The 19,895-nt window shown below is 44.8% G+C and carries 13 protein-coding genes, 2 tRNA genes and 2 pseudogenes; 8 read left to right on the forward strand and 9 right to left on the reverse strand.

The window, feature by feature from the left end; genetic code table 11:
* The 8 genes and pseudogenes from ACPK8D_RS01095 to ACPK8D_RS01130 form a co-directional block, all read right to left on the reverse strand.
* Positions 1–290, reverse strand: a pseudogene (locus ACPK8D_RS01095) ([dimethylamine--corrinoid protein] Co-methyltransferase); the annotation flags it as partial.
* A 61-nt stretch (positions 291–351) separates the two neighbouring features.
* Positions 352–501, reverse strand: coding sequence for a hypothetical protein (locus ACPK8D_RS01100; protein WP_424715997.1), 150 nt, complete (start codon positions 499–501; stop codon positions 352–354).
* An 18-nt stretch (positions 502–519) separates the two neighbouring features.
* On the reverse strand, positions 520–816 hold the full coding sequence (locus ACPK8D_RS01105) for a hypothetical protein (RefSeq protein WP_424715998.1): 297 nt from the start codon (positions 814–816) through the stop codon (positions 520–522).
* Position 817: 1 nt separating this feature from the next.
* The gene (locus ACPK8D_RS01110) at positions 818–1,879 is read right to left on the reverse strand and encodes an EamA family transporter (protein WP_424716014.1); all 1,062 of its coding nucleotides are present in this window, start codon (positions 1,877–1,879) and stop codon (positions 818–820) included.
* A 512-nt stretch (positions 1,880–2,391) separates the two neighbouring features.
* Positions 2,392–3,042, reverse strand: coding sequence for a methyltransferase cognate corrinoid protein (locus tag ACPK8D_RS01115; RefSeq protein ID WP_424715999.1), 651 nt, complete (start codon positions 3,040–3,042; stop codon positions 2,392–2,394).
* 24 nt (positions 3,043–3,066) lie between these two features.
* A pseudogene (gene mttB / locus ACPK8D_RS01120) lies at positions 3,067–4,554 on the reverse strand ([trimethylamine--corrinoid protein] Co-methyltransferase).
* 26 nt (positions 4,555–4,580) lie between these two features.
* Entirely contained in the window at positions 4,581–5,222 is a 642-nt protein-coding gene (gene mtbC, locus ACPK8D_RS01125; RefSeq protein ID WP_424716015.1) for a dimethylamine corrinoid protein MtbC, read from the reverse strand.
* A gap of 945 nt (positions 5,223–6,167) precedes the next feature.
* Complete coding sequence (locus ACPK8D_RS01130) at positions 6,168–7,313, reverse strand: (Fe-S)-binding protein (protein ID WP_424716000.1); 1,146 nt, start codon at positions 7,311–7,313, stop codon at positions 6,168–6,170.
* 506 nt (positions 7,314–7,819) lie between these two features.
* On the opposite strand from ACPK8D_RS01130, the gene ACPK8D_RS01135 reads away from it, so the two are divergent.
* The 7 genes from ACPK8D_RS01135 to ACPK8D_RS01165 all read left to right on the forward strand — a co-directional run bounded on the left by ACPK8D_RS01135 (position 7,820) and on the right by ACPK8D_RS01165 (position 18,268).
* On the forward strand, positions 7,820–8,383 hold the full coding sequence (locus ACPK8D_RS01135) for a CDP-alcohol phosphatidyltransferase family protein (protein WP_424716016.1): 564 nt from the start codon (positions 7,820–7,822) through the stop codon (positions 8,381–8,383).
* A gap of 193 nt (positions 8,384–8,576) precedes the next feature.
* Positions 8,577–8,654 (forward strand) — tRNA-Pro (locus ACPK8D_RS01140).
* Between the two features lie 1,158 nt (positions 8,655–9,812).
* On the forward strand, positions 9,813–10,187 hold the full coding sequence (locus ACPK8D_RS01145) for a hypothetical protein (RefSeq protein ID WP_424716001.1): 375 nt from the start codon (positions 9,813–9,815) through the stop codon (positions 10,185–10,187).
* 702 nt (positions 10,188–10,889) lie between these two features.
* Positions 10,890–13,592 carry a DNA mismatch repair protein MutS gene (mutS, locus tag ACPK8D_RS01150; protein WP_424716002.1) on the forward strand — a complete coding sequence of 901 codons (2,703 nt, stop codon included), beginning with the start codon at positions 10,890–10,892 and terminating at the stop codon, positions 13,590–13,592.
* Between the two features lie 55 nt (positions 13,593–13,647).
* Entirely contained in the window at positions 13,648–15,783 is a 2,136-nt protein-coding gene (gene mutL / locus ACPK8D_RS01155; protein ID WP_424716003.1) for a DNA mismatch repair endonuclease MutL, read from the forward strand.
* Between the two features lie 751 nt (positions 15,784–16,534).
* Positions 16,535–17,554 (forward strand): cobalt-precorrin-5B (C(1))-methyltransferase, encoded by a 1,020-nt coding sequence (locus ACPK8D_RS01160; RefSeq protein ID WP_424716004.1) that lies wholly within the window; start codon positions 16,535–16,537, stop codon positions 17,552–17,554.
* A gap of 126 nt (positions 17,555–17,680) precedes the next feature.
* The gene (locus tag ACPK8D_RS01165) at positions 17,681–18,268 is read left to right on the forward strand and encodes a cobalt-precorrin-7 (C(5))-methyltransferase (protein WP_424716005.1); all 588 of its coding nucleotides are present in this window, start codon (positions 17,681–17,683) and stop codon (positions 18,266–18,268) included.
* Positions 18,269–18,498: 230 nt separating this feature from the next.
* On the opposite strand, the gene ACPK8D_RS01170 is transcribed toward ACPK8D_RS01165, so the two are convergent.
* Entirely contained in the window at positions 18,499–19,263 is a 765-nt protein-coding gene (locus ACPK8D_RS01170) for an A24 family peptidase C-terminal domain-containing protein (protein WP_424716006.1), read from the reverse strand.
* 311 nt (positions 19,264–19,574) lie between these two features.
* Here ACPK8D_RS01170 and ACPK8D_RS01175 point away from each other — a divergent pair.
* A tRNA-Val gene (locus ACPK8D_RS01175) sits at positions 19,575–19,648 on the forward strand.
* Positions 19,649–19,895: the final 247 nt, after the last annotated feature.

The following is a 19,895-nucleotide window of genomic DNA, read 5'->3' on the forward strand; positions in this document are numbered from 1 at the left end:
ACAAGGCGGCTGGAAGGGATTCCAACGCCACTGTTGCCCTGGTCGCCATCAAGCCTTATAGTGCCGATATCGTGCGTTACGGGAATTTCCATGCCCTGCTCGACACTGACAGCCTTGCCAGGCATCATAAGGATTTCCGCAAGCTTGTCAAATTCATCGGCACTCAGGTCAGGAATCTCACCAAGGTCGGCGGCATTTGCAACACCGGCCTCAATTTCTTCCAGAATTTTCTCTTTTGTGAGGAAGACACGTTTCCCGTCTCCCATACGTAAAGCATATTCGGTTGCCATTTCTCTTCTCACCTTTCTCGTTACCTTTTATACTCTGGTTTAATAAGCTGTATTTTGGGGTTCAGAATTTGGATACAAAAGTTCTGGCCTGCCAGAGGGCTACTATCGCCAGAATCAGGATCAAAACCATCCACATGATGTCGGCTGCCGGTATGAAGGAATTTGCCCAGTAACCATTGTAGGCTTCCAGAGCCACTGCTGTTTGTGTCATCTTTTTCCCTCTTTGAAATTATAGGCCTTTAAGGCAGGCATCTGAACCTCGGACCCTTCCAAAGTCGGTGATTACGTACCTGTGCAGAAGGAAACCTTTTTTGTAGATTCCTTCTTCATCGACTTTCTGCTCCAGGTCTTTCAACATCCCTCCGGACGCCAGTTCAATAATGTCAAAGTTAATGCTATCCCTTTCGTAGCTGCTTTTCATGTCGTATTCTTCCTGGATCTTCGAAACGATCTCGTAGTTCCAGTATGCTTTCCCATCCAGGAAAAGTTCCAGGATTCTGAATTTGACAGGACGGTTTCCGGTCATTTCATTCACCTCTTAGAGTTTCAAGTGCGCTTGCATCTTCCGTAAACATGATGAAACTTCCAGCAATACAGAGAGTACCGCCTACGAGGATGGTCCATTCCGGAACATCTCCGAAGAATAGGAAAATGAAGATAATTGCACAGAACCCGTAGAGGTTTCCTATGCCCTGGCCTCTTCCGACACCGATAAGCGGGAAAGATTTGTACCAGCAGACATAGCAGAAACCAAAGGTGATGCCTGCAAAGATCAGCACCAGCAGGGTCAGGGGTTCAAAGGCCTGGAGCGCAAAGGAATACATCGGAAAGCCTACGAGTGCAAGTATCGGCACGATAATAATCCACCAGATAATATTCTCGCCAAGGAAGCGGAGGGTCAGCCCCGTATCCGGCTCTGCGATGTCAAGCCCTTTACCTGCAATTGCACCTTCAATGCCCCAGCCGGCAGCAGCCATCAAACCTCCTAGATATCCGATCCACTGGACATTGCCTGAAGAAATTTCAGTCAGAAGCCCGCCGCCAAAGATCGTAATTCCTCCTATGATGATGACTCCTATGCCCATTGCCGCTCTTCTGGAGATCTTTTCCCCGTACCAGTAATAGGCGAGAATCGAACCTACAACAGGATAGAGAAGGCCGGCAACGGCTGCAAATGCTCCTCCGATAAAGCCCATAGCAATAAAAGAACCGAGAATTGCCATCGGGCCGCCGAAGATAGAGGCAAGGAAGAACCATTTTGAGCAGGGGTGGAATTCCTTAAGAGTCCTGCCCAGTTCTCCGTATTTTCCAAGCACTCCGTTCCACAGCATAAGCGCAAGCATAACAGTCAGTGCATTAAAGGCAGTGATCAGAACAGCAGTAATAACAAGGGATACGCCATCCCCACTTGCTTCGGCAATGGCGCCATACATTTCATCGAACGGGTTGAGCACCCAGACAACAGTTCCTGGCAGATACCAGATGCCCCAGAAGACAGCGCAGAAAAGGGCCCACATATACCCTTTACTGACTTTTCTTTTACTTTCCTGTTTTTTTAAAGTCTTCAAATCCACAAAAGTTCCCTCCATTTTTTCAGAATACTGCGGAACTCCCTCAGGGCAGGGGATCTCCCAGACCCTATTCCACAGCCTGAAAGTGCAGCTCAAAAGCTCTTTCTGCAGGCTTCATATCTCCGGGAATATTTTCAAACTTCTTTTTAACTGCTGTTTTTCAGCTGTTTTTTAGATTGCGTTTAAGTTGTCATTTTTTACAATCGTTTTCAGCAGTTTATTTTTAGTGACCGTTTTTTAATAGAGCCGTTTTTAATACACCTGTTTTGTAATAACACACTGTTTGTACGGTTGTTTTTTAGTGACAGGTGCTTGTAACCGTTTTGTAGTAACACACGTTTTGTAATACTGCCTTTTTGTAATACTGCCGTTTTGTTGTAATATCCGGTTTGTAATATTCCTGCGAATGGTGGTATGACTTGCGAAAGTTTTTAAACCTATATCCGAGCTGCAGATCTCAGAAGACTGCACAAAATAAAGTATGACAGAAAATGTATTCAAAGAGTACATTTTCTGCAATTTAAACCGCTTTAGAGTAAAGCTGCCTTTACCTTATTTACGGAATCTGTGGCACTTTCACCATAAATGTCAGCGCCGATCTTGTCTGCCCAGTCCTGGGTAACAGGTGCGCCCCCAACCATGGTCTTAACCTGATCGCGGATGCCTGCTTCCTTGAGCTGTTCCTCGATCTGTATCTGGTAGACCATTGTTGTGGTCATAAGGGCGGAGGATGCGATTACCTGGGGTTTTATTTCCTTTGCCTTTTCAACAAAGGTTTTGATCGGGACATCTCTTCCGAGATCCACGACTTTGAAACCTGCAATATTGAGCATGGAAGCAACAATGTCCTTCCCGATGGAGTGAATGTCGCCTTCAATGGTCCCGATAACAACGGTTCCGAGGCTCTTGGTCTGAGATTTGCGCTTCTCCATTTCCGGCTTGATAACTTCTATACCTGCGTTCATAGCTTCTGCCGCTGCAAGCACGTGGGGCAGGAAAAGAGTGCCCTGCTCGAACTGCTCTCCTACTTCCTGCATGCCTGCAGTAAAGCCTTTTTCAATAAGCTCTACAGGGTCAATTCCTGCGGCAAGAGCCTCTTCTGCAACTTCAGCTGCGATTTCGTCATCAAATTCGGTGATTGCTTCTTTTGCTCTTGCAATGATATCTTCTTTGTTTGCCATTTTTAGATCTCCTGAATATCCTGTTTACATGCCTCTGAAGGCTTTGTCAGCCCTGTCCACGACTGCTTTCATATCTTTGAGAATATCTGCGTCGATAGGTTTTACCTGGTGGTTCTTAAGAACATCCACGACCTTTTCGTGTGCTACTGCCGCAAGATCCTTTGAGCCTGCTGCAGCCCAATCCCCAAACATGCGCCTGTCAATGAGCATTGGGTTGGATGGGTAGTCCACAAGCTGCCTGGTCTGTTTGAGGGCAAGGAAGTTATTTCCGATTCCTACTTTCTGGATTGATTCTACCGAGAGGGTTTCTTCCGAGACTGGAATTCCCTTCATGGCTTTCTTGACCATACTGAAGATATCATTGTCAATAACGAGCTGTTCCATTGAGAAAGTCATTCCAAGCTCAAGCATTCCGGCTCCATAGATGGTATTGGCACCAGAAAGAGCAGGCAGAAGAGTTGTTATTGTTTTTTCATGCCCTGCCTGGCTGTCCGGAACCTTGGCATCAGACTAGGAACCTGCCACAAAGGAGGGAAGACCGTAGAACTGCGCAAGTTTAGCAACAGCTCCACTGATCAGGCCAAGTTCAGGAGATCCGACAGGTGCAGTTCCCTTCTTCAGGTCGAAGGTGGTTGTTGAGCTTCCATACCATACCTTTGTACCAGGCACTGCAAGCTGTGCAAGGGCGATACCTGAGAGGACTTCGGCATTATGGGTTACGAGGGTTCCTGCAAGGTAGACCGGAGAGGATCCGCCTGACATTGCCATACTCAGGACGTTAACCGGAATTCCCAGGCGGGCACCTTTAATGATGACCTGGCAGGCGTTTACACTGAGTTCAAGCGGGCTTGTAGGGCAGAGCAGCATGGAGAAAATAGGTTTCTTTCTTGCCTCTTCTTCATCGCCGCCATAGTAGGCTTTTGCGATGTCCCAGTAGTATTCGACATTTTCGCCGACAGGATCAATGTGGTGGAAGTGTTTTGAGGTGTTTGCTATAGGGGTGAAGGTTTCGTGAACGTCCTGGGCACCCTGGCCTGCAATATCCCTTGCAGAGACCGGGAGAGAGAAGTAGTCAATGTTTTCTGCCCAGTCGCAAAGTTTTGCGATGTCTGCAATGTCCTGTTCAACAGAGTCGACGGTTACATACTTGCCGTCCTGGTATTTGCAGACCTTGACGCCGGTACCGAAACAGGTCCAGTGCACTTTGCCGCCGCATTCCTGGACAGTATTGTTCTTTTTGTCGCGGCCCCAGAGTACAAATCTTGATGGTGCAAGCTGAAGGGCTTTCCGTATAACATATTCAGGAATTTTTACAATATTGGTCTTTTCATCAACTTCACAGCCATTCTCCTTGAAGATCTGCCTTGCTTCGGGGTCAGAAACCTGGACCCCGGGGTTCATCAGAACTTCCATGGTTGCATAGTGAATTGCCTTAAGTTCATCAGTGGTAAAAAGGTTTAATTCTACGCCATTAAGTGCATTAAATCCTGCAACTGCATTATTTTTTGCCATCTTTGTAGCCTCCGAATAAGAATGATTTAAGCCAGCAGCTCTTTTGCCTTTGCGACAGCTTCACTTGCATTTTCGGCATAGCAGTCTGCCCCGATCTTGTCAGCCCAGGCCTGGGTTGCGGGTGCACCGCCGACCATAACTTTTACCCTGTCTCTCAGGCCTTCTTCCTTGAGGAGCTCAATAACATCCCTCTGGCCCTGGAGAGTGGTGGTCATAAGAGCTGAGAGCCCTATCATGTCAGCATCGACTTCCTTTGCTTTTTCAACAAAGTTTCTGACCGGCACATCACGGCCAATGTCGTATACCTCAAAGCCGGCAGACTGGAGCATGGTGGACACGATGGATTTTCCTATGTCATGGACATCGCCTTCTACCGTACCATTCACAATGACGCCGACTTTTGAGCTGGAAGCCCCTTCAGGCATAAGGTCCTTAAGGGCTGCGACTCCTGCAGTCATTGCATCGGCAGCCATCATCACGTGCGGAAGGAAAAGTTTTCCCCTCTCGAAACGGACACCTACTTCATTCATACCTGCAGCGAGCCCTTTTTCAATTATTTCGGAAGGTTCCAGTTCTCCTCTAGCTTTTTCAACAGCGGCGAGTACTGCATCCTTCTTGCAGGAAACTACAGCGCCTGCAAGTTCCTGAAGCAATTCTTCTTTGCTAATAGTTGCATCCTCCGTTTTAATTTTTGAACTTTAGAGACGTCTCTTCCTGATTATCATGATTATACATGAACCTCAGGTTGCAAACTCATGCCTCCCGATGAAGCCATGAAATGCACAGGAAGAAACTCACGATCATCACGGGTGGGAAACCATGATCACCAAAGTGAGACAATGAAACCATGAAGAGTTCATGATTCGTTGACCGGGGTTCATGAGTGTTTTAGCAGAGGGAGCGTTTTTTGTGCCATTTTAATCCCGTCTGATTACTCATCTCTCAGATGTCTCCAATAAAGAGGTTGACTTTTCTCATATATATATTTTTTCAAAAATTTTGTAACAAAACTGGGGGTTACATAAATAGTTTTCGGTATAGGGGGTTTTATAAGTATATTGAGGAAGAAAACAAAATGGAATTATCAAAAAATATAAATATTAGATATTAAAATTGGATTTTTATAAAGTTTTATGAATACCTTAAAACGAATAAACTTTACAGGAATTACATGAAGTAGGCCTGAACTGAGCTGGAAATGGATAAATTAAGTAAAAATCGGATCGAAAGTAGATCCTGGACATTCTGTATATCTCCAGACTTTTTTGAAATTAAATAAAGCGGTAGTTCTTGATTTTGACCTGATTTTAACTTGTCTTGATTTATATATTTCGAGGGAATATGCCTCAAGACTGATTCTTTTGAGAGCTCGCGTTCTATTTTTGTAAAGTTTCCACATTGTCCTATCAAAAAACTCAGAAAAAAGGAAAAATTTATATATCATGGTTTTTCCGAGATCAGGATTTTCTTCTTTCAGGATTCTCTCAGAAAATTAAAAAATAAGGAAATCAAAAATAGGGTATCAAAAATAACGAAATTAAAAATAAAGGAATCAAAAGTAAAGAAATCAAAAATAAGCAGATTGAAAAGTATAAGGTTAAGATATCTAATTCTCAGCTCCTGGGTTTCCCGTATCCTGAAATGCAGAGCTTGTAAGCCCTGTTGACAAGTTCCAGCATCCTGGAATCTTCCCTCTCTATTTTTATTCCGCAGGCGAGGGAAAGGTATTCAGCAAGGTCGAAAACTTTTATTTTTTCATCCTTTCCTGCTTCAATAAGGTTTTGCATGCAGCCCCCGCAGTTTGTGATAATTATATCACAGCCCAGGTTTTCGGCAGCCCTGTATCGGTCAGAAGCCACATCAAGGGATTCAGACGGGTAATTGACTCTTACCCCTCCTCCGAAACCACAGCAGGCTGAATTTTCCGGGGTTTTGTTGGCAAGTTCAGTGCCCTGAATGTGCCCAAGCACTTCTCTTGCTTCTCGATATACTCCCATTGCCCTGGTAAGGTGGCAGGGATCATGATAAAAGGCCTTATGATTGAGGACAGTTTCAGGAGTAAGTTTGCCTTCCCTTATCAGAAGCTCAAGGTACTGGGAGACGTGAAGCACCTGAAAATCAAGTTTTCCAAACATTCTTGGGTAGATATCTTTAAATGCCTTGAAGCAGCCCGGACAGGCCGTGATAAGGATTTTTGCTCCCCTTTTCCGGATTTCTTCGATATTCCTTTGTCCGTTCCTGCGGATAGGCCCGGAATCTCCGGCACCTGCGGATACGGCTCCGCAGCAGTATTCTACCCCGCTCAGGACAGTGTAATCGACTGCGGCTTTCTCCAGCAGTGCAATTGAAGCCTGTGCCATGATTTTGTTGATATATGTGCCCGCACAGCCGGGGAAATATACTACCGAACCCGGACTTTCCCTGTATACGGGAGTTTCGTCCAGCTCGGCAATCTTCCTGAAAAGGTTATTTTTAGCTTCGGGGTCTACCATTGTCTGCCTGTCGGTAAGTCCGTTTTCATTCACCCATTTCTGCCTGGCAGGAGAAATAAGCATTTTAATTCCCAGCTCCTCTGGACAGGCACCCGTACAGAGCCCGCAGGTCAGGCAGCGCAGAAGGGATCCGGCATCAATCTCTGATCTACCTTCCAGATATCCGTAAAGCCGGTCAAGCAAGCCAGGATCATTGTAGCGAGGACAGACCTCAAGGCACTGCCCGCATTCCGTGCACTTTGACCTGTGCTTTTCTACGATTTCCATTTTTCAGCTCCATATCATTTTAAACTCGTGCGACTTATTCTATCTTTAACAGGCATTTTAACAGGCATCTTTAGTAGCTATCTTTAATAGCTATCTTTAATAAGTATCTTTAACAGGATCATTAAAATTTCCTTTTTGACAGGAAATCTTTAAAAGCTTCTTCTTGACATGAAATCTTAATAGTTATTCCTTTATATGAAATCACTGAGAAATCATCAAGAAATCACTCGGAATTACTGAGAAATCGCTGAGGTTTACTTTTTGGCAGGGATTCTTTTATTGTCGCTGCCTTACGTTCTGTCCGGAGAACTATTTCCTGGACGGCGTAAATCTTCTACAGGGATTAATAGGTCTGGACAGAATCTTTTTCCAAAAAAGACAAGCTAATGTTTAACCATATTATCATTATATAAGTGACTATACAGGTAGCCAGCAAAAGGAAGGGGTTAAAAATTTTCGACGAATTCAAAAACAGCGCAAGAAAGCTGATAATTCCCATTGCCCGCCTGATTCCCTTATCTCCGAATACTCTTACTTTACTTGGTTTTGCCGTAAGCGTGGCTGCAGGGGCAGCGTTTGCGCTGGGGAAACCTTTTGAAGGCGGGCTCCTGATCCTTTTCAGCGGGGTCTTTGATATTCTCGACGGGGGAGTCGCAAGGGCAAAAGGCCGGATAACGCCTTTCGGAGGCGTACTTGATTCGGTTTGCGACCGCTACTCCGACGGCGTGATGTTCCTGGGGATAATTGCAGGTGCGGTGGACGGTAGGCTTGTCCTCTCTCCTATCGTGCAAATTGAAGGCTGGCTCTGGGCAGGCTATGCCCTGATAGGCTCTTTCCTTGTGAGCTATACCCGCGCCCGTGCAGAATCCGCAGGCTGCCGGAAACTATCGGTCGGAGTTGCCGAACGCACGGAAAGAATGATTATCCTGGCCCTTGGAGGGCTTTCAGGTTTCCTTGGCTGGGCTCTCGTACTCATAGCCGTATTTTCCCATATCACCATTATCCAGCGAGTCCTGCGGGCAAAAAGCATATTGAGCAAGCCTTCTGAAGCCGATTTTCAAAAACCGTAAAAGGTCAGATCCTGCTAAGAAATCCAGATGAGAATGGAATCTATGGATATCGGATTACAATTGAAGAAATTATAAAAAGAATATCCCGACTTTCTTCTACCGATACTCATTTATACTACATATTTGATTACAATAGTTGACGATGGCAAACAAAAAAAGAGATTTGTCATTGAATAAGTACAATCTGCTCTGCGGGGCCGTAGGGTAGCCTGGTCCATCCTGCAAGGCTGGGGGTCTTGCGACCTGAGTCCAAATCTCAGCGGCCCCACCAAAATTTATTTAGACACAGATTTTTACCTGCTTTTACACACTACACATTATTACATGCTATTCCTGATTTTATTGTCTTTTTATTCTTCAGCTCAATTTTGTATTTTCAATTCTCATACCTTTTGTCATCTTTAAATGATTCTCGAAAGCGTAGCAAATCTTTGAATTCGTTTTTCTGACCTCGAACTCTCACCTACTGCGGAACAGCCGACTTTCCTTCTGGTAAGGCTCTATAATCTTGCGGGGTTAATTATCTGGCTGTTACTCTTTCAATTCGTAGTTTAATATTGTGCAGTTCTTTACCGCTAAGCCACAATGGGAATTGTCTATTGTATTTCAACTCGCGCATCAATTTTTCTCATAGGTAATATTTTATAGACAAGAACAAATATTCATATTATGAGCTAACAATATTTTGGTAATATAGTCGATAATAAGTTATATATCCTTATAGCACCTATATACACTTTAACATAAAAATTTATGAAGTAGAATTGGGGTGAGTTGGTGGAAGAAACAGTGCCAAAAAAAAATACGTTAAACAGAATTTTTCGTTGGGTTTTAGGATACTTTTTTCACTAGCTGATCTAGTGGCATCATAAGTAAAAAATACCTTGAAAGGATATTTTTGACGGAGATACAGATTCTTACACAGAGGCTGACTATCTAATAGCTGGAAGTTCGCGCATAGAAAGTTACCTGGCTTACCAGATGAATTCAGTAGTAGCAGGACGTGGATATGTAAAACGTCACCTTGATTTAAATATGTAAAATATCACCTTGAAATCAGGGTGGGGAGATGGGGATGGTTAACCATAGAAAATGATGCAGGCATCTCGTCAGTTCTATAAGCTTATTTTTGAGCATTTTAACTCTAAGGCGGGAAGTTTTTCAGTTCTTTCCTTTGCTTTTACTTTAATAAGACTTACGCACTTGAAGTACAAAATCAAGTACATTTGATATTGCAGTTAAACTTGCTCTTTAAACAGTTAGAGGTTTAGTGGCTATTGATTCTCAGTTCAACCGCGTAAGTCCTATTTAATAATGATAATTATATTTCTCAAAATTCTAACAAAATAGAAAAGTATTTGAATTCTTCTGAGGATGACATATTAATAAATATTATGGAGGTCTTAAGATCTCAGACCCCTTTGAGTTATTGGCTTTTTTTCCAGTTAATCCGATTCTCCAGTTTGTATTATTTGCAGTCTTTACGGTGCTTCTCGTAATCGCGTTTTCCCGGTTTCTGGTAAAAGCCCTGGATGAGAATGTTTCAGTGCTTCGTTCTTTGAGCTATCTGCCTTTAGTTATAATTCTTTCTGAAATCTCAATTTATTGTTTATGGCGTCTGGTATCCCCGATTTATACAGCTAGTTTCAGGGATTTCTCTGAAGATATAACTCTCACCTGGTCAATCGTAGGATTTTTATTTCTAACGTATGATTTATGGGCTCATAACCGGGTAAGCAAAAGAGATATGGTCATGCTGACAGCTGTCAATGCAGCTATCATAGCATTTGTCATATGTTTGTGACACAATTCGGCACAATTTCCTTTTAATTTTACTTTCAAGAATTTCTTTTTCTAGCTTTATTACCTTCTTCCAAGCCCCAGGCAGGTTATTTCTCCAAAAGGATTTAATGGATAACTAACTATATATTTAAAAATATATTATTAGTATCATTCACCTGCACTCACTTTCATTCACTTTCATTCACTTTCATTCATTCTTTTTCACTTTCATTCACTCTTTCACGCCTGTACTTCTCCCGAATCTTCTCGATCATTTCCTCATTAGCTTCAATGATGAAAGCTCCTACATACCCGCATTCCTTGCAGTGGTAAACTGCACCTGCATACCCGCCAACTTCATAATATAAATCTGCGTTTCCGCAGACAGGACAAACTTCAATGAGTTTTTCCCGATCCAGAACAATTCCTCCTCGGAGATGGTTTGCAATCTCGGATTGTTAAATATATATAAGAAGGATGATTTTAATAAAGATATAGTATCTACCATTATCTAAGGATACTAACCATTGTCTAAAGCATAAGGGATACTAACCATTATCTAAAGCATAAAGGATACTAGCCAGTATGCAGTTATTAGCCGTTATCTAAGGAATTCTGATAAGGATTCTAGCCCATTATTTGAGGAATCCTGAGAACTCCGGTATTCCTTATTATAATTTTCAATTTTACACAGAACGATTCAAGGTTTACAGTGAGTAAAAAAATGACTGAAATGATGACCCCTGCAATGCGCCAGTATTACGAAGCCAAGCAGGCATATCCTGATACCCTGATCTTCTTCCGCATGGGAGACTTCTACGAATCTTTCGGGGAAGACGCAAAAACCATTGCAAAAGAACTTGAAATTACGCTTACAGCCCGGGGAAAGGACAAATCGGGAGAAAGAATGCCGCTTGCAGGAATACCCTACCATGCAATTGACACCTATCTGCCGAGGCTTATAAATAAAGGGTATAAAGTGGCAATTTGCGAACAGCTTGAAGACCCTAAACAGGCAAAAGGAGTTGTAAAGCGAGGGGTTGTCAGGGTGGTCACGCCCGGCACGGCAATTGATTCTTCCATGTTTTCGGATGCCTCGAATAATTACCTCATGGCGGTTGCAGGGCGGGAGATCGGAAAGTCCGGAAAGCATGCGGAAAAGGAAATAGAAATCGGGGTATCGTTTCTGGATATTTCGACAGGGGAATTTCTTACAACGCAGTTTCGGGACTCGGAAAGCTTTGAAAAGCTTCTAAGCGAGCTTGCCAGAATGCGGCCTTCCGAATGCATCCTGCCTCCGTCCCTGTATGGAAATCCTGACCTTTCAGACCGGTTGAAAGCCCAGACTATTGTACAGGAGTTTGCCCCTGAGGTTTCAGGAACCGGGGAAGCCGGAGAAAGGCTGAAAACTCACTTCAGGGTCGCAACCCTTGAAGGCATGGGCTGTGAGAAACTGGATTTTGCAGTTTATTCGGCCTGTGCTGCTCTCGAATATGCCCAGACAACACAGATGAGGGAGCTTACCCATATCAATACCCTGAGAACGTACTCGAACTCCGAATTCATGATTCTTGATTCCGTAACCCTGCGAAACCTTGAAATCGTGAAAAATGTGCGAGATGAAGGAGATGAAAACTCCCTTTACCGCATTCTTAACTGTACAAAAACGCCAATGGGAAGCCGTATCCTGAAAAAATGGCTTTTAAAACCCCTGCTTGACATAGAAAAAATCAATCTTCGGCTTGATGCTGTGGAAGAGCTGGCAGCAATTCCCCTGCTTCGCTACGATCTGCGGAACTGGCTTTCCGAGGTAAGGGATATAGAACGCCTCGTAGGCAGGGTAGTATATGGAAATTCAAATGCAAGGGATCTTGTAGCCCTGAAAAAGTCCCTGTCAGCCCTGCCTCCTGTCCGTGACTCCCTTATGGAAACCGTTGAATCCGAACTTTTAAAGGAGATCTCAGTCGGGCTTGTATCGTTTTCCGAACTCGAAAACCTGGCTGAAATGATAGACCGGGCAATAGCCGACGAACCGCCCATCTCGGTCCGGGAAGGGGGCATGATAAAGCCGGGATACAGTGCCGAGCTTGATGAGCTTCGCGAGATTGCCAGCAACAGCAAGAAATGGATTGCAATTTTCCAGCAAAAAGAAAGGGAAAGAAGCGGAATAAAGTCCCTGAAAGTGGGATACAATAAGGTTTTTGGGTATTACATAGAGGTGACCAACGCCAATAGCAGCCAGGTGCCTGACGATTATATCCGAAAACAAACTATGGCAAATGCCGAGCGTTTTTTTACCCCCGAACTCAAGGAAAAAGAGAGCCTTATCCTGACGGCCAATGAAAAGGCTATAGCTCTCGAATATGAAATCTTTACGGAAATTGTGCAGACGCTCTCAGCCCATTCGAGAGAACTTCAGGAAACCGCTGAAAGAACAGGTGCGCTTGATGTCCTTGCAGCCCTGTCTGAAGTTGCGGAAACTAACAATTATATCAGGCCTCAGCTTACGGATGATTGCAAGATCCTTATAAGGGACGGAAGGCATCCTGTGGTTGAAAACACCGTACCTGGAGGGTTTGTGCCGAACGATACCGAAATAGACTGCAAGGAGAACCAGTTTTTGCTGGTTACGGGCCCGAACATGGCAGGAAAGTCGACCTATATGCGGCAGACCGCCCTTATAGCTATTCTGGCTCAGGCAGGCTCTTTTGTCCCTGCGTCCCATGCCTCAATAGGGATTATTGACCAGGTCTTTACAAGAATAGGGGCCTTTGACGACCTTGCAAGCGGGCAAAGCACCTTTATGGTAGAAATGGTTGAGCTTGCAAACATCCTGAACAATGCAAGCCCCAGAAGCCTTGTGCTTCTTGATGAGATCGGCAGGGGAACAAGTACCTATGACGGGTACAGTATCGCAAAAGCCGTTGTGGAATTCCTGCATAACAGGGGAAAAGTCGGGGTAAGGGCGTTATTTGCAACTCATTACCACCAGCTGACAGCCCTTGAAGAGAAACTAAAAAGGGTCAAAAACTATCATATTGCAGTAAAAGAAGAAGGCCACGAACTTGTCTTCCTGCGAAAGATCGTGCCGGGTGCAACAGACAGGAGTTACGGGATCCAGGTTGCAAGGCTTGCAGGCGTCCCGGAAAAAGTAATCGAAAGGGCAAACGAGATTCTTAAGGAACTCGAAAAAGAAAACGTACTTGAGGAAGCTGAAGACGGCGAAAACGGGAAAAGAAGAAAAAGCAAAGCATCCGCACGTTATACCCAGATGATGCTTTTTGATCCCGGAAACAGCAACGGAAATCCGGCAGAGGCAAACAGGCCCGGCCCGGTGGAAATCGCTCTGAGAAAGTTGAATGTGGAAGAGATGACACCAATCGAAGCCCTGAACAAGCTCCATGAGCTGAAAAGACTGCTGGATTAAGGATCGATTAAAGGATATCCAATTAAAATTTTTCCGGTCTGGACGGAGTAAAGGAATGATGGAAGAATATATTGAAGGGAAGGAAAAAGCTCAGGGAAACAAAATCCGAATCCTTGATAAGGATACGATAAACAAAATCGCAGCAGGAGAGGTAATCGAGCGCCCTGCATCCGTAGTAAAGGAATTAGTAGACAACTCAATCGATGCAGGAGCTACGGATATCCGCATTGAAGTCGAAAAAGGTGGAAAACGCTCCATCCTTGTCCGGGATAATGGCTGCGGGATGAGCAGAGAGGATGCCCTGCTTGCATATAAAAAGCATGCAACGAGCAAGCTCACGCGGATTGAAGATCTCGATACGATTTCTACGATGGGTTTCAGGGGAGAGGCTCTGTCGTCCATCACAGCTGTTTCAAAGGTGGAAATCCTTACCCGGCCCCCGGAAGAAATTACAGGTACCAGGATAGTGATCCACGGGGGGAAGATACTGGAAACCTCGGATGCAGGCACGGCCCCAGGTACGTCCGTACACGTAAAGGGCCTATTTTACAATACTCCGGCAAGGCAGAAATACCTCAAAAGTGACCGTACCGAGCTTGCCCATATTACCGATACGGTCATGCAGCTTGCGCTGGCAAATCCGGAAATTTCCTTTACCCTGTTGAGTGAAGGAAAGCCAGTTCTCAGAAACGCGGGCTCAAGCGAGCCTTTCAAAAGTATTGTAAATCTCCTTGGGCCAGATACGGCTCGTTCAATGCTTCCCCTAGAGTACAGGACGGAAGATTTTGAGATCCGGGGTTACATTTCAAAGCCCGAAACTACTCGAAGAGAAAGTGACCAGCTTTTCCTTTTCGTAAATACCCGCCCGGTAGTTTCAAGAGCTATCAATAAAGCTGTACGTGAGGGATATTACACCAGAATTCCAAAGGAGCGCTATCCTGTGGCAGTACTTTTCCTTACTGTTGATTCCGGGGAGGTGGATGTGAATGTACACCCCCGCAAAGCCGAGATGCGTTTCAGCCGGGAAAAAGAGCTTGGGGATACGGTCACATTTGCGATTGAGAAGGTGCTCTCCGAAAATGCTCTTGCCCCCGAAATCCGGGAAAAAAGGGACAGAATTCTTCAGAAAACCTTCGAGGTTCCAGGCTCCTCAGGCAGGCTCCAGGTTTCAGAAGCTGCGGAAACTTTCGGAAGGAAGGAGGCTGGAAAGGAAACCGGGATTCCGGAAAAAGCCGGCCTCTCTGAAACCGGCAAAGTCCTGAGAGATAAGGCTGAAACCTATACCTATCCTGTAAAAGACACCGAAAGGAAGCTAAAAAAGTCCGAGCGCCTCCTGAACTTTACCGCAGAAGGGGACGCGCAGGAAATCCCGGGAGATAAAAAGCTGGATAGTATATACGAGCAGGAAAGGAAAGGTGAGCAGGAAAGAGGAAAAGAAGGTGGAAGTGAAAAGGGAAAGCCAGGCGCGGAAGAAATAGGAAAGGACAAAATCGGAGGAAAGGGAAAAATCGGCGCTCAAGAAAACGAAAATGAAAAAACAGTTGACGAAGTGGGAATAAAGGAAGAAGTAACTGCCGAAGAGCGCCAGAATTTGAAACAAAAGCCAAATACGGACTCTCTTGAAGACCTTCGGGTTATAGGGCAGGTTTCCAAACTGTATATCCTTGCCGAAAGGGGAGAAGACCTTGTGCTCATCGACCAGCATGCTGCTCACGAGCGAATTCTTTACGAGCAGGTTTTGAGAATGAAAAAGTCCAGGGTGCAGGAGCTGATTACACCTGTAACCATAGACCTTACCCCTAAAGAGAAAGTGCTTATGGAAGAATATATTCCCTATCTGGAAGACTGCGGTTTCGGTATTTCGGAGTTCGGGGACAATACATACGTAGTTACCTTCGTGCCTGAGGTTTTCGGGCGGCTTGAGGACCCCGATATTATCCACGACGTAGTTTCTGACCTTCTGGCTTCAGGAAAAGTTAAAAAGGATACGGGAATCTCGGAAAAGGTCTGCAAGACCCTTGCATGCAGAGCCGCGATTAAAGGGGGAGCAGCCTGCAATCCCAGACAGATGGAGGAGCTGATAGAGCAGCTTAAGAAGGCTGAAAATCCCTATTCCTGCCCGCACGGCAGGCCCACTGTGATCACATTTACGAAAGGAGAACTGGATCGCATGTTTGCAAGAGTTCAGTAAAATAGATTTCAGTCAAATAGATTTCAGTCAAATCGAATTCCGTAAAAGTTCCGTAAAAAAGGTCTAAAACATAAAAAATAATAGTTCGGTTCTCCCTGGATTTCCCGAATGGAATTTAATTTCCCCGGGACTTCCATAATAGAGTCCATGCTATCTCTCCTTTCAGATCACCCGATTTCTTTAGAGTAGGTGAGCTATATTCCAGAAAGCATTTGCTTCAGCGCGGTTATAAAACGCAACTTACAGATCAATCTATATAGGTTATATGGGTGGTATGTAGGGGAGAATTACACGGTCACCCGATATACTTCTATATTGAAAAATTGTTCTGAGTTTCCTATATATTTATATAATATAACTTATGATGTAGTACTGGGTGTCAGGCGAGTACTGGCATCTGAATAGGCATCATTCCGCAAGGCTATTTTTCACACACCAACCCCCCAAAATCCCAAAACGGAACGACCCCCCAATTGTTCCAGAATCCAGGATAAAACCCCCATTTCCGAAAAACAAAATCCCCACTCCTGGAATGATGCCACCTCTTTTCTATACTTCTTTTCTATAATTCTGTAGTTTTTAATTAGCTTGTAGTTTTTAATTAGTTTGTGTTTTTAATTAGCTGAGTCTCTTCCCAAATTCAGTAATTTAAGCCGGGAAATACGGCAAGGTTGATCCCGGAAATCCATTGGGCTCTTTTCCGATTTTCACGTCAATACATTTATAATAAAAAACCTCCGAGTATTCTTCCATGATAGATCCTGTTAACAATTTCAAGATCCCTGAAGAATGGATTGTCCGCACCGGGCTGTCCAGGGAAGAACTTGAAACAAAAGTGGCATCCGGGATGATTGTGGTTCTGAGTGACGGGTCTGTTCTCAAACGAGGATACACTACAGGAACCACAGCAAGTGCTGCTGCAAAAGCTGCTGTCCTTTCTCTTAAGAAAACGGTTGACAGTGTTTCCGTCCCGACTCCTGTGGGACTGAGAGCTCAGCTTGAGGTCAGCGAGACCTCGCAGGGGCGTGCCGTTGTGAAAAAGATTCGGAACGACCATGAATCCGATATTACCCGGGGGCTTGAATTTGTGGGCGAGGCCAGGGAATCCGAGGGAATCCGAATTTTCGGAGGAAAAGGGATAGGAATTGTTAGAAGGGACGGGCTCCAGGTTCCTAGAGGCCAGCCGGCTATTAATCCGAAACCAATGGAACAGATAAAGGCTGCAGTGCAGGAAGCCGTAGAAGATCTGGGCCTGAGAGGAGCCGAGGTTACAATCTCAATTCCGGATGGGGAAAGGATCGGAAAAGAAACCCTGAACAGCAGGATAGGGGTGGAGGGCGGGATTTCCGTACTTGGGAGTACAGGTTTTGTTGAGCCCTGGAACGACCACCTTGGAGAGATGAAAGGAGACCTTATCCGCTGCACGGACAGAGTGGTACTGACCACAGGCAGGATAGGAATGCGCTACTCTCACATGCTTTTCCCTGATTATACCGTTGTTATGGTCGGAAGCAGGATCTCGGAAGGGCTTGGTTATGCCTCCGGCGATGTAATTATCTGCGGGCTTCCCGGCCTTGTCCTTAAATGGGGAAATCCGAACATGCTTGAAAGCAGCGGATACGCAACCGTTGTTGAGATGCTTGAAAAAGCGCCTGAACACGCACGCCTGAAAGAAGCCTTCGAGATGGCAATCGAGAAAGGCAAAGGCGCAAGGATCGTGGTAATCGACAGGGATGGTTCGGTCCTGATGGACAGCAAAAGCGAGCGTTAAGCCAGAGATACTGAAAAACTAACTGAAAAACTAACTGAAAAAATTAACTAAAAAAACTAACTGAAAAATTAACTGAAAAATTAACTGAAAAATTAAAAAATTTGACAGGCAAAGGGGAAGAAAACAATGATTGTGGTAGGAGTCGGAGTCGGGCCCGGAATGATCACGGAAGAAGGAATAAAGGCTATAAGGAAAGCCTCTGTGGTTTATGGCGCAAAAAGAGCCCTTGAAATTGCGCAGGAATACATCACCTGCGAAGCAAAACCGATTAAGGACTATAAGTCACTTCATCTCCTGCCGGCAGATGCAGTTGTCTTATCCACAGGCGACCCCATGTTTTCAGGGCTCGGGAAATTCGCAGGGGAAAAGGATAGGGTGATTCCAGGGATTTCTTCAATGCAGGTGGCATGTGCGCGTACCCGGGTGAACCTGACCAATCTCTGTGCAATTACGGCGCATGGCAGAGATTCCGAACCTGCAAAAGCCGAACTGATCAGGGAATTAAAGAACGGCAGAAACATTTTCCTGCTGCCGGAAGAAACTTTCGGCTCGCTTGAGGTTGCAGAAGTCCTGAGGGAGCTGGGTATGGAAGCCGAACTTTATACCTGTGAAAATCTCGGCTATCCTGAAGAAAGGATTGCAAAAGGCACGCCTGGAAATCCGCCTGTTCCCGAAACAATTCTCTACGGGCTGCTTGTCGTGCAAAAAAGGTAAACATATTTTCAAAGTCAAAAATGATTTAGACCTGTCGAGAGGTTGAATCCGGGAAACCCCTATACTCGAAGAACCTGTGAATCCGATAGAACCTGTGAATCCGATAGAACTCCTGAATCCGGTGGGGCGAATAGAGCCTGTAAATCCGATAGAGCCTGTAAATCCAGTGGGACAAATAGAACCTGTGTATCGGCTGGAACAGGTGAAATGGTTGAAATTCAGTTCTCAACTCAGCCTACCATAAGGCGCATTACGGTATAAAAGATCAAATCCCCGAAAACGACTGCCGTAATAAAGCCCGCTGTAATTGAAAGCATGAACGGCAGGCCTGGAGTAACCCAGATATCTTTTCCAATCAAGCCTTTTTTCAGATACTCTTCAAGTTCCGGCCTCTGGTCCGCATCGAAATTAAGTCCTGTGCGGGCAAGCCCTCTTTTGAGGCTCCCGCTTTCGTCAAGCTCGAATTTCTCAAGCAGGCCGAGGTGCTTTTTATGTTTCAGGGAAGAAATCTCAGTCCGATATCCTATAAACATGTAAAGCGGGTTTTTAACCATTTCAGGCGAGAAATGCAGGAGATTGTAGCAGAACATCCCGAGCGGAACAAGCGTTGTCAGCAGGAGAGCATTCCCGAGCACCGTGAATGTAAAAAGCCCGACAGGCGGAAGCCCGAGCAGGGGATATATTTCTCCTGAAATCTTAAAAACCGGGTAGGAAGGAAAAAGGATGGAAAGCACGATCAGCCCTTTCGCATCCCCGCCCCCGAAAGCCCCAAGCTGGAAAAGGATATAAACGACAGTAAAAACAAGCACTCCTGAAAAAACAAGCTGCATGAGATAGGAAACTCCCCCGGTAAAAAGTTCATAGAGTATAAACACGGATCCTGCCGAAAGCATGTATTTCCAGACCTTATTTGAGACCCTGCGGGAACACAGGTCGGAATAACACGAGTACAGCAAAAAAGGCATGCTGAAGAGGATTTTGAGAATTTCTATCATTTCTACCCTGTACTGAAATTAGTTTTATAGTTATTCACATTTATCACTTATTTACTTTATTGGTCGTGTGAAAAAAATTCTCCGGCAAAACAGGCAGAATACCAGATTGTGAGTGGCAATCCCGCTACCGTGAAAAAGGCTGAACAGGGTTTGACAAATGTGGACAAACTGAAACCCTAACCGATGAAATATAAAAAGACTCTCATAACGCGTCCGGCCAGCCCCGAACATCGTTAACAAGCGATAAGCTTATACATAAGAAGTTCTATTTTATGGTTGCTTAACCCTATTAATTTTCAATTTCAATCCAGGGGCTCGTGGTCTAGACGGTTATGACGTCGCCTTCACACGGCGGAGGTCCTGAGTTCGAATCTCAGCGGGCCCACTACCATTATTATCCTTATTTTCTTGTTCTAAGTGCTTATAGAGCTTTTTTTCTAATACTTCAATTCTTGATTCAAAGTCGGAGTCTTTACTGTTTTTGATTTTTTGAAATAGACTTGAACTGATAAAAAATTTGGCTCTTTTTTGCACTCTCGAACCAGAAGCTTGGATCAGTTGAAAGCATCTTTACACAACTGTTTATATGTGCTCTACTCGTTTCATAATCGGAATTTTAGTTCCGTCACTCT

Source organism: Methanosarcina sp., from assembly GCF_049706645.1.
In the GTDB taxonomy this organism is placed as follows: domain Archaea; phylum Halobacteriota; class Methanosarcinia; order Methanosarcinales; family Methanosarcinaceae; genus Methanosarcina.

What these genes read in the sequence shown, in the direction of transcription:
- ACPK8D_RS01100 (WP_424715997.1), bottom strand. Translation starts at nt 501, where the DNA reads ATGACACAAACAGCAGTGGCTCTGGAAGCCTACAATGGTTACTGGGCA.
- ACPK8D_RS01105 (WP_424715998.1), bottom strand. Translation starts at nt 816, where the DNA reads ATGACCGGAAACCGTCCTGTCAAATTCAGAATCCTGGAACTTTTCCTG.
- ACPK8D_RS01110 (WP_424716014.1), bottom strand. Translation starts at nt 1,879, where the DNA reads ATGGAGGGAACTTTTGTGGATTTGAAGACTTTAAAAAAACAGGAAAGT.
- ACPK8D_RS01115 (WP_424715999.1), bottom strand. Translation starts at nt 3,042, where the DNA reads ATGGCAAACAAAGAAGATATCATTGCAAGAGCAAAAGAAGCAATCACC.
- ACPK8D_RS01130 (WP_424716000.1), bottom strand. Translation starts at nt 7,313, where the DNA reads ATGGAAATCGTAGAAAAGCACAGGTCAAAGTGCACGGAATGCGGGCAG.
- mutS (WP_424716002.1), top strand. Translation starts at nt 10,890, where the DNA reads ATGACTGAAATGATGACCCCTGCAATGCGCCAGTATTACGAAGCCAAG.
- mutL (WP_424716003.1), top strand. Translation starts at nt 13,648, where the DNA reads ATGATGGAAGAATATATTGAAGGGAAGGAAAAAGCTCAGGGAAACAAA.
- ACPK8D_RS01160 (WP_424716004.1), top strand. Translation starts at nt 16,535, where the DNA reads ATGATAGATCCTGTTAACAATTTCAAGATCCCTGAAGAATGGATTGTC.
- ACPK8D_RS01165 (WP_424716005.1), top strand. Translation starts at nt 17,681, where the DNA reads ATGATTGTGGTAGGAGTCGGAGTCGGGCCCGGAATGATCACGGAAGAA.
- ACPK8D_RS01170 (WP_424716006.1), bottom strand. Translation starts at nt 19,263, where the DNA reads ATGATAGAAATTCTCAAAATCCTCTTCAGCATGCCTTTTTTGCTGTAC.